The 13,174-nt window shown below is 32.2% G+C and carries 11 protein-coding genes, 1 other RNA gene and 1 pseudogene; 6 read left to right on the top strand and 7 right to left on the bottom strand.

Annotation, left to right across the window (positions count from 1 at the left end):
• Positions 1-386 precede the first annotated feature (386 nt).
• From ACEN33_RS10240 to ACEN33_RS10260, 5 genes are all read right to left on the bottom strand, one after another.
• On the bottom strand, positions 387-4,589 hold the full coding sequence (locus ACEN33_RS10240; protein WP_407095016.1) for a hypothetical protein: 4,203 nt from the start codon (positions 4,587-4,589) through the stop codon (positions 387-389).
• Positions 4,590-4,909: 320 nt separating this feature from the next.
• Positions 4,910-5,047 carry a hypothetical protein gene (locus ACEN33_RS10245; RefSeq protein ID WP_171031317.1) on the bottom strand — a complete coding sequence of 46 codons (138 nt, stop codon included), beginning with the start codon at positions 5,045-5,047 and terminating at the stop codon, positions 4,910-4,912.
• Positions 5,048-5,127: 80 nt separating this feature from the next.
• Positions 5,128-5,412, bottom strand: a complete 285-nt coding sequence (locus tag ACEN33_RS10250) for a plasmid mobilization protein (protein ID WP_407095026.1) — start codon at positions 5,410-5,412, stop codon at positions 5,128-5,130.
• Between the two features lie 94 nt (positions 5,413-5,506).
• Positions 5,507-5,731: a heavy-metal-associated domain-containing protein gene (locus ACEN33_RS10255; RefSeq protein ID WP_138404683.1), complete on the bottom strand. Its 225-nt coding sequence runs from the start codon at positions 5,729-5,731 to the stop codon at positions 5,507-5,509.
• A 164-nt stretch (positions 5,732-5,895) separates the two neighbouring features.
• On the bottom strand, positions 5,896-6,207 hold the full coding sequence (locus tag ACEN33_RS10260; protein WP_138404682.1) for a hypothetical protein: 312 nt from the start codon (positions 6,205-6,207) through the stop codon (positions 5,896-5,898).
• Positions 6,208-6,374: 167 nt separating this feature from the next.
• Between ACEN33_RS10260 and ACEN33_RS10265 the strand changes: the two are divergent.
• Both ACEN33_RS10265 and ACEN33_RS10270 read left to right on the top strand, forming a co-directional pair.
• Positions 6,375-6,959: pseudogene (locus ACEN33_RS10265) on the top strand (site-specific integrase).
• A gap of 89 nt (positions 6,960-7,048) precedes the next feature.
• Positions 7,049-7,885, top strand: a complete 837-nt coding sequence (locus tag ACEN33_RS10270) for an aminoglycoside 6-adenylyltransferase (RefSeq protein ID WP_407095018.1) — start codon at positions 7,049-7,051, stop codon at positions 7,883-7,885.
• Positions 7,886-8,191: 306 nt separating this feature from the next.
• Here the strand turns inward: ACEN33_RS10270 and ssrA are convergent.
• Together ssrA and ACEN33_RS10280 are read right to left on the bottom strand one after the other, a co-directional pair.
• Positions 8,192-8,558: a transfer-messenger RNA gene (ssrA, locus tag ACEN33_RS10275) on the bottom strand.
• Positions 8,559-8,627: 69 nt separating this feature from the next.
• Positions 8,628-9,401, bottom strand: a complete 774-nt coding sequence (locus tag ACEN33_RS10280; protein WP_407095020.1) for an NRDE family protein — start codon at positions 9,399-9,401, stop codon at positions 8,628-8,630.
• Positions 9,402-9,702: 301 nt separating this feature from the next.
• Between ACEN33_RS10280 and ald the strand changes: the two genes are divergently transcribed.
• From ald to ACEN33_RS10300, 4 genes are all read left to right on the top strand, one after another.
• Complete coding sequence (ald, locus tag ACEN33_RS10285) at positions 9,703-10,818, top strand: alanine dehydrogenase (protein WP_407095022.1); 1,116 nt, start codon at positions 9,703-9,705, stop codon at positions 10,816-10,818.
• Between the two features lie 392 nt (positions 10,819-11,210).
• The gene (locus tag ACEN33_RS10290) at positions 11,211-11,699 is read left to right on the top strand and encodes a TetR/AcrR family transcriptional regulator (protein WP_407095023.1); all 489 of its coding nucleotides are present in this window, start codon (positions 11,211-11,213) and stop codon (positions 11,697-11,699) included.
• A 1-nt stretch (position 11,700) separates the two neighbouring features.
• Positions 11,701-12,111 carry a DUF2871 domain-containing protein gene (locus ACEN33_RS10295; RefSeq protein WP_407095025.1) on the top strand — a complete coding sequence of 137 codons (411 nt, stop codon included), beginning with the start codon at positions 11,701-11,703 and terminating at the stop codon, positions 12,109-12,111.
• Positions 12,112-12,618: 507 nt separating this feature from the next.
• Positions 12,619-13,041 (top strand): cupin domain-containing protein, encoded by a 423-nt coding sequence (locus ACEN33_RS10300; RefSeq protein WP_138404674.1) that lies wholly within the window; start codon positions 12,619-12,621, stop codon positions 13,039-13,041.
• Positions 13,042-13,174 lie beyond the last annotated feature (133 nt).

Raw genomic sequence — 13,174 nt, forward strand, 5'->3', positions numbered from 1 at the left:
AGTTCATCCGTGGTAAGATGGGTGTAGGTCATTTGTGGTCACTCCTTTGTATTCTTTGGTCGGAATTACAAGTTGAGTGTACCACAAATGGCTGTTTTAGTTGTCTAGCTTAATTTTACAATCGGCGGAATGTAAAAAAAGCTTTAAAGAAGACAGTGTCTTTCTTCAAAGCTTTTTAGCTTTACATCTTGATGTGACAGTCATTTAGAGCAGAGTTTAAAGCGATAGACATATCAATGTCCGTTAAAACATATGTAAATCGTTGTCTAATGCACCAGTCATTATGAGTGATAAATCACTATAAAATTAACAAAACTTATTGTGGATTTTGAATATAAGTTATGTTATTGCGATAATTACTATGAAATGATTTATAGTATACGTTTTTAAACTTTGTTATTAGATCTATTTGACTCACCAGGAGTTTCTAATCTCATTTTACTAGCAATATCAAATTTCTCATTAAGATAAGCATAACCACCCCACTGACTCCATGTTTGCATTCTATCTGGTGTTCTAAAGCTTTTTTCTCCAATTAAGGTCCAAAACACTCTGTATTTCTCCTCTTCTAAGAATTTACGAAGGTAAGTTTCTTTTATGATCAATCCATAATCTTCATTTATTAATTTTGTATCAAAAGCCGCTAGTTCATCTTCTCCATAGAAAAGCCCATCAATTGTTTTTTGTTCTAGCTTTAAAACATTTATAATCTCTGAATTCGGTATTTTAAATGAAATTGAACTCTCTTCAAGTGTACCATCGTATTGAGACTCATATAAAAATTCATTACTAGCTGGCAAGACATAATAACCAATTTCCTTTACCGGACGTTTTACTTTTTTATATTTTACTTCTTCATTATTCTCGATACCTAAAATAAAATCTTCCAAATTTGATGAACTATAATCCCGTACTTCTTCTTCATAGTACTCTCCTGTCTCAATCTCTATAGCAGACCATTCATTTTTTAATACATTATTTTTTAATGCAGAACTCCAATAATATTCTCTATTAAAAAATTCATATGAACGGCTACCCTCAGGATAGTTTCTTCCATAGAAGTTCCTAGTGTCTATATCTTCCAAACAACTTTCATAATCTTCTTCTTTAACAAAATATGCCTGGATAATGTTATAAATTTCTTGTCGCTTTCCATCGTATTTTCGTAATATATTTTCATTTTTTTCAATTTCTTTTATGTGGTTTAAAATTATCCAATTATTTCCTCGAGAATCTTTTATTTTAATTTCATTTTTAATATCATCAAATAGTGTGGAAGTCTTATTTACCCAGTCTATTATATCTGTTTCTTCTCGGTCAAAATCGTCTAAAAATTCTTTCGAATATAACTCGTCTTTATGGTTGAATTCGATTAGACTTTTATCAGGTTTAAATCTATTATTGAGTGTTGGATCAAAATCTCTAACATATGGACTCCATGGACCGCTGTAATCTTCTGAAATATCGTAATCGTTTTCTACTAAATAATTGTCGGCTACCTTAGCTAAAAGATTATATAAAGCAATCCATTGATATTTTTTACCAATGCGTTCAACTTTCCGTGTATCATGTCTTTCAGTATAATAATTATTTCTGTCATGTGGGAATAGTTCTTCATCAAAACCTATAACATTAAAAATGTAGTCCATAGCATATAAATAGCCGTTTTCGTTATCGAAGTTTTTAAATTGATTTAGTGCTGAATCAAACACGTATCTACCAAAATCACCATAAATCCCTGGACCACTATTCTCAGTATTCATAGAAGAAACAATTGCATCTTTAGAAGAATTATAACCACTAGATAAATCATACTCCACTCTTTCCATTTCAGGAATATCAGAAGAATTATAAGGCGGTCTAAATTTTTCTCTTGAAAAGTCCATATCTTCGGGATACTCAAATAAATACCGCTCTATAATCAATCGTGCATAATCCCTTAATAAGATATCTGGATACACTTCATCTGCCTGAAAGATAGTATTATATACGTAATTTACTAACTCTTTATAAGTTTCATGGTTTTTGTCCTTCGTACGCACTAATGCTCCAAAAACTACACTATATAATCTATGAACTACATATGGGTCGTTAGTATTTTCGAACTTTTTTAGTAGGTCTAAGCATAATTGAAAATTATCCTTAAGAATTACAATCATAGCCTTTGAGCAACGATCTCTTAACTTTCTATTACTAGATGTCAAAGTCCAGCTAAACAATATAAGCATTAGTCTAATTTGCTCATTTTTTAGAGAGTGTGTATTAACTTTCGCAGACTCAAAAGAAGAAATAATCTGACCTAGTCTAGAATCACTACTTATGCCATTTATAAAATTTGTCCATAGTGAGTCTCGAGTAACCATAGACATTTGAGAAAGATGGCTATCTAAAAGATATGCATTTGTTGAATTTTTTAGCTTAATACTGTTATCTATAAGCATATTATAGAAAGTATCGATTGAAACTTCGTAGTTATTAAGTATCTTCCTTAATATTTCAACACTCGTATTTATATTTTTTCTGATAGTAAAAGATTCTATGAAACGCTCTGCTAAATTGTTAGCCAAATGTATATCTTCTTCGTAAATAAAATCTAATACAGGTATAATTATCTCTCTTCCGTATCTTTCATATCCCATTTCTGAAGTAAACAATAAGGGATCTACCATGGAATAGTTAAGATTATCATCATCAATTAATACATCTAAAATATTATATTCAAGTTCATCTAAGTTAGTGCTCTTTTTGAATATTTCACTTCCAAGTAAATAATCTCGTATTAAGTTATAAGAGAATGTGTAGTATATTTCGTCGGAATTTTCAAATTTATTTATTAATCCATTTCTTACTAGTGAGCCAATATAATCATGCTTTTTAAATACTAATCCGTTGTTTTCCCAAAATGGTATCGAAAAAGTTTCTTCTTTAGAAACAGTCCATCCATTTCCTGCTAGCATTTTAGATATAAATTGAGTAAGAAATTCTTTTAATAAATTAAAGTCTTCATCAAATTCAATCTCTTCTCTAGATGATTGATCAATTTTTTCTAGCGTTTTATTAAATATCTCTTGAATGTCCATATCATAACCTGCAAAGTTTTCACAAAATAATGTTAAAAATAAAGGATTCGACATCTGTTCATTAAAATACAATGTTGGCGAGAAGGTTATATTGTGATAGTCTAGAAAAATATTTATCTGTTCATAATCAAATCTATCAAGTCCTTCATGGTTGAGTACAGATATTTTTTCTTTTGATATTAATTCTTCTGCATAATCTGATATTAATTTCTCTTCGAATCCATTTCTAAATGAAAAAGCAAATTTTACATAATTATAATTATCTAAAATTTGAGAGATTTCTTCAATAGTATTCTTCCAAATAATGTTGTCATTAGTTTCATTTATTCCATCAATAAAAACTACAATCGGCTTATTTATTAATTTTCCAAGAGCATCTAAACTATCTAACAAGTTATTTATATCTATATTAGGTATATTAAGTAGGTCGATTAATTGATTCTTAACAGGATTATTTTTTATGAATGAATACCCTGGTAGTAAAATTGTTGGCCTGTTCTCATAAACTAAATTATTAGCAGAGATGGCGAAAGTATGTGATTTGCCAACTCCTGCTTTCCCTTTTAACAATAGAATTTTATTATCTATTAGTTTCTCTTCAAAATTTGAAAGCAATAAATTATCTAATAAGCTCTTTATTTTTTCTAAGTCCTGCCTTTTAGAAAGCAATTTATCTCTTTCATCGTTTTCAAAATCTGCAGAATGAATTTTATCATTTAGTTCATTTAAAGAATTTCCAAGTCGTAAAAAAGCATCTGCATATTTATTTTTAATATATTCATTTAGTTTGTAATAATCATTTGTATTTTCTATCTCACCTAACTTAAGAATGTCTTCGGCAATGTTATCTAATAATTCTCGCCCCCTTTGTTTATAATAGGATTTAATTTCCTTCAGATAATTTGAAACACGAATAGGCAATAATTCGTCGGATAATTCACTTTGACAAAATAAGCCAATAGATTTTTCTATATCAGTAGTTGCATTAAATTTCTTATTATAGCGATACGATAGCGAATTCAAATTCAATTGTACTTGTTGTTGAAACCATTCAATATCGAACTTATGTTGATTAAAAAATAATGCACTAGCATGTTTTGATGTCGCTGCTTGCTCTAGCAATTCTGTGTTGGTTATTGCAATACACTCTATAGATGCTTCTGCTAAAATCTTAATGCACTCTAAATAACTTGAATTTTTAGTGCTTACATCTTCATTACTGAAAAGATATACTCTATCCAGTTTACCTTCGTAATTATCTCTAATGATTTCAAAATTTTTTTTAATTTGAGAATAGTCTATTCCTTTTGAAAAATATTTAGCCTGAAAACTTATTATCAATCCATCTTTTCCAGTAACTGGGTCAACTTCAATTCCTTTATGGTTTGGATTAGATCGCAAAATAGTACCTTCTACACAATAGTTTTCTTTGAACAACAGCCTGCTTAAACTCTCAAATGAGCTTGTTTTATGGTTATTATTCACGTTAAAATGAGCCCAAGTAATCATTTATCTTCTCCCTTCTTTAGAAATATAATTAAATTAATTATAGCATTCTTCAAGCATTAACGTATAAAAGAGAAAACCCCAATAGCTTTCGCTATTGAGGCTCTTGTGAAAATCTATTTCACTGAGTCATGTTATAAAGCAAAACAGATACATATATAACAATAAAATCTACTTCCTATGTTTAAAAATGTTTTTTAAAAAAAGAAAATCACAATTTTTTCGACAAAACAGAATAGTATTTTTGAAGATTTCTAGATTGTAGAAAGTACTAGATTTTAACATTATATATATCCTATTTTTTAAAGTTCCATTTATCAAGTTTAGCGCAGTTCATCAATTTCATTTATACTCTCTAGCTTTTCATCTTTTATTCTTCTAGCAATTCTTGCTGCTTCTTCTGTACTTAGGTTTTCTATTTCTGAAACTAAATTTTCAACCTTTTTAACTTCTCCTTCCACAGCTTCTTCAATTTCTGTAAGATTTTGTTCTATTTCTTTTTTTTTTTAATTGAATCATGATCATTGAAATCCATATTTTTTTAAAATGTTCTGACAGTTGAATCAATCCGTCTAGCCTGTATTACTAAATCTCGAAGATCGGATTTATCCAAATTAACAGTAATGGGCTTATCAACTTTTTCGAGACTTCTTCGAACAAGGGCACTCATTGTCATATTTTCTGTGTCTGCTTTGTGTCTACTCATTTCTTTTTCTTCTGGTGAAACTCGGAGATTTAACCTTCCCCCATCTGATAACCTTACTTGAATACTTTCTGTTCGTTTTATGAAATTTTCTCCTTTTGTTTTATTATTTTGAATTAGAATCTTACTTTTATTTTAAAAATCGAGCGCAGCGACAAACAGGTTTCAGGAAGAATTCCTGACAAGCCAAAACAGAGTTTTGGGGGTTGGTGTACACTTAGGTGTACAAACCCGTTTTCTTTGCTGAATATCCAATCTCTTCAATCTTATGAAGAATTTCTTCTTCTGATATTTTATTGTCTTCAAATACTACTCTTGCTTTGCTTCTATCAAATAAAATTTTTATTGTTTCTATCCCCGTTAATTCATTTACATTGTCTATGATTTTTTGCATACAAGATGGACAGGTCAATTTTTCCAATTGAAACGTTATCGTCGTCATCTTCTCTCTCCTTTATTTTTTTGTCATTACTCTGAATGTTTTGATTACACAGTTGGTATAGACCGAATATTTTGTTTACGAATTGATTTATATCAATCTTTTACATTCATTTAAACATTCGAATAAAAAAATCACTATCCGTTAAGATAGCGACTCTTTTTCTTTTATGCACCATGTTCATCTTGTAGAATCTCAAGTTTTTGAAGGACAGTATCTATACTATTGGGATCTAAATTCGAATCATCAAATTCCGCTCCATGCCCTTGAATCAGCATATTTAATTTCGGCTGCAAGCCAGTAATATCATGCGCTCCTTCTGGTATCTCACAGTTATGCGCGACTAACAAAGCGTCTGCTTTTTTGTGAAAAGTATCTAAAGAGTCTAAAGCCATATTAGAATCATCAAATGTTACACCTTGGTCTTCCAATAAAAAATTTAATTTTCCATTTATGTCATTTGCTATATTTTTGTCCATTTCTATAAATCCTCCGTATTTGTATTTTTGTTACATCTACAGTCTACAATAGGTTACCGCTGTAATAATTGATGCGTATCAATAAACTGTGTTATTATTAGAAATACTTTGAATGTATAGACACCGTTCTAAAACAGAATTTAAATTTGAATATAACTAAAGATACAATGGTTGAAAATTTAGATGTAAACGGATATACGTACTTTAGGATATTATCGTACAGCGGTGCTCGAAAATCAGAAATACTAGCTCTTAAATGGTCGGATATTGATCTTGATACGTCTACACTCAACATTAGTAAAACACTTACTAGGGGCTTAAATAATAAGATTATCATGCAACCTACGAAGACGGTGAACGGTCGAAGAGTGATTGATATGGATTATGACTCTATGAAGCTGTTAAAGCAGTGGAAGATGTATCAGGCTCAATTCATGCTGAAACTGGGTTTTAATACCAATACACACGAGCAGAATGTTTTTGCGAATACTAGAAATAATTTCTATTCAATTAATGTTCCCAATAACCGTATGAGAAATGTGCAAAAGCGTAATGGCCTTAAATAAATTACCGTTCATGGGTTACGACACACGCATAGTAGTATCCTCTTCTCTATGGGAGCTTCAATAAAAGATGTACAGGCTCGCCTAGGACACACAGATATTCAAACAACGATGAATATCTACGCTCACGTTAAAAAAGAAGAAAAGAAAGATACAGCAGATAAGTTTGCGAAGTTTATGGAAAATTAAAAAGTGAATTTTGTTTATAGCATCATATAAAAAATATATTTTAGTTAGTAGAACCGTTTTAAATTTTAAAAGGAGGATCTATTTAATTTATGACATTTATAAGTAAACACGAGGAAAGAGATTCTGAGTTACCTAAAGAGCGTGAAAAGCTATTAGATAACATTCAAAATGATCTATTTGAAGATGATAATATTTTAGCATTTTTTTATGGTGGATCAATTGGCAATGAAACTACAGATCTTTTTTCAGACATTGATCTTAGAGTGGTTGTCAAACCCGATAAAATCAATGAATATGTTTTGAATAAAAAAAACCATGCAGAGAATTGGGGAAAAGTTCTGTATTTCGAAGATTTGAATCCTTCCTCTATTTATATTGTTGCTCACTATGATAGTTTTATAAAAGTAGATATTTTTTATTACACACCTGAATATATTCAGCCTTCTGTATGGTTAAAGAACATTAAGATTTTAAAAGATACAGATGGAATGCTGACTAATATTTTAGAACAATCATTGAATCATACTTATGAACCAACATTAGATGAATTTGAGTTTTGGAGAACAAAGTTTTTTGCACATCTACATGAAGCATATAGAAGAACACTGAGAAAAGAATATTATTATGCATTAGATTGCATTGATAAATTGCGACTATCAATAGTAACTGCTTGGTATATGGAGTCTGGAATGCAACCAAATTCATTTGGTGATTGGGCAAAGTACGAAGGTAACAGAAGTAGTTTGAAAGATTGGCAGAAATCTCTACTCGAAAGTTGGGAATGCAAAAGAGATACTGTAGAAATTATGAATGTAATGAGAAGTATTGTTTTTGAGTTTAAAGAAGTTCATCGTTCTCTTTGCAACACGGTAGGTGTTAAGGAAGATCCGGAATGGGTAAATAGAATTATTAATTCGGTATTATAAAAAACCATTACCATTTTTTGAATAGTAATGGAAATGGAAATGGTAATGGTTTATAGCAATTGTAAGCAAAGCTTAGAAATTAAAAAAGGCTTTCCACCAGCCTTTAGAAGCTGTTAGGAAACCTTAGTAAAGCTATTATTGAGTTGAGGGGATTCAATTCCCTAGCCAAGCACCCTCAATTCCTATTTATCACATAAATAATCATTTTCCTATACAAAAAAACACCAGCGTATCATAGCAATGGCCAAATCACTATGCGCTGGTGTTGTATCATGCCCAGATTAACTGGACATAACTATATTTTAACAATGGAGATGAGGAGATTCGAACTCCTGTCCAAATATCTCGCCACTTACGAATCTACGTCAATAGTTTATCCATTTAAAGTTTGGCTCACTGTTAGCCGATAAACGGGCATCGCAGTTCGCGAGTCTGGTAATCTCTTATTTAACTTGCAGACGGAAAGTTAAATCGTATCCCACTGAATTTGAGACCGGTATCTGAGCACATGGGCGATGCCAGGCCGATCTTCACCCGCAGTTCTTAGGCTGCTAAAGTGAAATTATTGTTTGTTTTGTTTGCAGTTATATTTAACTGTAGCGTTTTTAGGAAGTCGCTACCTTCCTGACGCATCATAAGTTCGAACAATACCTGTCGAAACCAAAACATCCCCGCTATGATACATAGTAATTATAGCACCTTTTTCTTTGAATGTCAAACTTAGTCAGTGTTATACCCTACCTTAGTCCTTCTCTAAAACAAATTTTTCCTCAGTCACTTGAATGATTTCTTGCGCATTATAACGTACTTCTTTCATTGATACTTGCCCTTCTCTATTGATAACAATCGCAGTCGTAGAAACTGTCCCAAAGTCTGGGTTACTTTGGATGAAGATGGACGAATGTTTCAAGGCAACCTCTTTCTCTAATGCTTGTGGATAGTCTTTCAAATCTGGGTTAGGCGTTGTATCTTGAAATAAGCCAATCAAATTGTCTAATTCTGGTATTTTCTCCTTAACGAGAGTCTCAGCTAAGACTGCTTCGGATTTAAGTTGGCGATACTTGGACAGATCATCCTTCGTATTACTAAGGCTGTGAACTTCTTGATTACAAGGTTTGAATTCATCTCTCACATTATCATATCTGTACAAGTCATCGATTGTCCCAAACAACAGATGATAGCCTTCATACTTCTTGCGGTCCGCCCGTAATTGCCTAACGTAATCTAAGACATTAACATCACTCGTTAGAAAATCAGTAATCAGCCCCCCACGTGATATAGGGTCAACTGGAGCATGCTCCGTGAAAGGTTGGTTGGTTAAAGCAGCAAAGCGCCCCGTCGTTGTGATAGCCAACCAAGTACCACCAGCCTTCATATCACGGCCCCCAAGAATAGTTGGATGGTCCTTCCAAAAATGAATGGGCAAACTTTCCCTTTGATAAGCTTCATCCCGATTAGCAATTAATACAAATGGCGCTTGAGCACCTTCTTCGCTTCGAAAAGTTATTAAGCACATGTTATCTACCTCATCTTTAACTAAATATTTCTTTTAACTAGTATATCATTCTATTCGTGAATAAGAATCTATATGCTTTTTTTCTTTTATATGAAATATAATAAAATAGTCTACTACTTTAGTATATAAAAATATAATATTTTTTCTGTGTTTTCTGTCTTATTAGTATTAAAATACCAATAATACGCTTTTTTAGAAAAAATTAAGTATATTATTATAACTTTTTCACAATTCATATTACATTATTTTTGTCGGAAATTTATAACTATGAATTTTAAAAAATTATAGGATAGAATAATTTATGATAATTGGAATTCCTAAAGAAATTAAACCAAATGAAGATCGCGTTGGTATGACACCCGGTAACGTGCAAACGTTAGTCGAAGCAGGTAATACAGTTTACGTTGGACAACACGCAGGTGACGGATCTGGTTTTACTGATGAGGAATATATCGAAGCAGGTGCTGAAATTAAATCAGACGCAAAAGACGTTTGGTCTGCTGATATGGTAATTAAAGTAAAAGAACCTCTACCAGAAGAATATGATTACTTCCACGATGGATTAATCTTATTCGCATACTTACATCTTGCTCCAGAAGTAAAATTAACACAAGCTCTTCTAGATAAAGGTGTTACAGGAATCGCATACGAAACAATGGTTGAGAATGGTGCGCTACCATTACTTATCCCAATGAGTGAAGTAGCTGGACGAATGGCTGTACAAATTGGTGCTCACTTCCTAGAAAAACAAAACGGTGGTCGTGGAATTCTATTAGATGGTCTACCAGGCGTGAGCAGTGCCCACGTTGTTGTTATTGGTGGAGGTATCGTGGGATACAACTCAGCGAGACTCTCAGTTGGTATGGGAGCTAAAGTAACAATTTTAGATATTAATCCACAACGTTTAGCTGAATTAGAAGACTTATTAGGTGGACAAGTTGAAACACTAATGTCTACTGAAGAAAATATTGCGAAAGTAATCCAAGATGCTGACGTGGCTATTGGTTCTGTATTAATCCCAGGACGTCGCGCACCAATCTTAGTAACTGAAGATATGGTTAAGACAATGAAAGAAGGATCTGTGATCGTCGATATCGCTGTTGACCAAGGTGGTAACTTTGAAACAACGACTCACGCGACAACACATAAAGACCCTGTATACATTAAACATGGTGTTGTTCACTATACAGTTGCGAACATCCCAGGTGCTGTACCACGAACTGCGACATTAGGATTAACTAACGTAACATTACGTTACGCACAAGAAATTATCAGCAAAGGTGTTAAAGAAGCAGCTTTAGGTAACTCAACCATCTTAACAGGAATTAATACTTATAAAGGTATTCTTACTCAAGAAGGTGTTGCTGAATCTCAAGACCGTGAATATCAAGAAGCTAAAGAATTATTAAATGATTAATTTAATTCAAAAAACGTCATCCTTATAAGGATGACGTTTTTTTTCCTTACATTACCTAATGCGTCATTTAGAATGAGCATGCCGAAATATTTTTTTCATACTTTTTGATTCATGACACTGATTTTCTTCTCACATGCTGGGCCGGCATTATTCTATGTAATGTATATAATTTAAGTTATACCTTTTTTTCAGAGTGACAAAGTGTCACTCTCGTGCTATACTCTCATAGTGACATTCTGTCACTAATAAGCTAAAGAGGAGGTTTTGATATCCCAAAAGATACTTTTTTACATTTAGATGCTGAAAAACGCGTACAGATTGAATTGATTTTATTGGATGTTCTTTATGATCAGCCGCTGAGTCAAGTGAAGGTGTCGGAAATCATTTCTTTAATGAATATGTCTCGGGGCGCTTTTTATAAGTATTTTAAAGATTTGGCGGATGCGAATGATTACTTAATATCAACCGTTGCACGCGCAATTCATATTGATATTATGCAGCACATTCAACAAAGCGAGGATGCCCTATTTGATGGGATTGCGAATTACTTGAAGGCAATTAGTCACCTCGATCATCAGGATATTCGATGGAAACAAATCAAATTCTTAACTGGAAGTGATCAATTAATATTCTCGAGACGTCGTAAAGTTCCATCTGAATCAAAGATGTTTGATCATTGGTTTTCGATATTAGAAAAGAACCACCTTGATATCTCAAATAAAAAAGAAGCAATGAGCTTTTTATACTTTGTCATGTCATTGGTTACAAATAGTTTAACTGAATTTATTGCCAATGAGTGGGATTCACAAACACTTCTCTTAGAATACAATCGAAAGATTTCTTGGTTACTTCATGGCTTAAACAACACAAAAGGAGAGTAATATGCAACACAAATTAGCACGTACGAGTATGATTTATATGATTTTAGGTCTGGCTTTCGGATTATTTGATCGTGAATTAGCTCGAATTTATGACTTTACTGGCTATACTCAATTAGGGGTATTACACACACACACCTTAATTTTAGGAATGTTCTTTTTTCTTATCGTATTAATTCTTGAACACCAATTTAAATTAAGCGCACACCGCCATTATAAAAAATTCATTATGTTCTACCAATCCGGTTTAGGCTTATCTTTACTAATTATGTTAATCCATGGATCTATGATTGTGATGGGAATGGAATCATCCGAAATGATGTCTGGGATTGCTGGTATTGGGCATATTCTACTAACAATTGGGCTTGGCTTTTTCTTTAAAGTATTAATGGATAGTATTAAAGCAGTTAAATAGTTTTATTTAAGAAGAGCCCCCTTTTAATCCTCTTTTGGATTTAAGGGGGCTCTTAATAGCTTGCACCTGATTAATTCGAGTTATTTATTTGATCAATCTTTTCAACAGCTTCGGTGAAATATTTTTTAGTTGATTAATTGTTTCGATCGTTATTAATAAATTCTCTTCAGGAATATCAATTGATTTTATAACTTCTTTTTTATATTGTTGATAATACCGATCCAATAATGCATCACCCTCACTTGTATTGCTTATATAAGTGATTCATTTATCTGTTGTTGACTATTCTCGTATAACTATACCTTTGCTTTATAAGCTTGCCTTTAAACCTAGAAAGCTACTCTCTCATTGTGCCCCTTCAAATCATTACCTAATATAAATATAATTTGCTCCCTTAATATTTTTTATAAAAAACATTTATATTATTTGACAAAATTTTATATAAGCGTTATTGTCTATGTAACATATCTATTTTAGATGTGTAAACTATTACGAGGAGGATTTAATATGGAATTTGACTACAAGGACCATGGTAAAAAGCCGTATGTAATAAATATCGAAGATGCAACGAAGGAAAATAATAACTATCGTACGACAATTTGGACAGGCGAAAAATTACAAGTAACTGTCATGTCAATTCAACCAGGTGATGATATTGGTTTAGAAGTACACGAAGGTATTGATCAATTTATTCGAATTGAAGATGGGGAAGGCTTATGTAAGATGGGGCCAACTGAAGATGATTTAAATGTACAAATAAAAGTATCTGATGATGATGCTGTATTTGTTCCAGCAAATAAGTGGCATAATATCGAGAATACTGGAGATAAACCACTTAAGTTATATACAATATATGCTGGACCCGATCACTTAGAAGGAACAGTCCACCCGACTCATGAAGATGCAGAAAACGATCCGAATGAACATTAAATAAACGGTTCTTGAATTTTTGGTGTTGGTGAGAGAAATCTCACTGACACCTTTTTTTGTATGTACACAAAAAGCCAGTGAATTCCTATATAATAAAGTTACCACACATTACTAAAAGGAGAATTCACTTGGC

The organism is Ruoffia sp. FAM 24228 (assembly GCF_045528575.1).
Classification (GTDB): domain Bacteria; phylum Bacillota; class Bacilli; order Lactobacillales; family Aerococcaceae; genus Ruoffia; species Ruoffia halotolerans.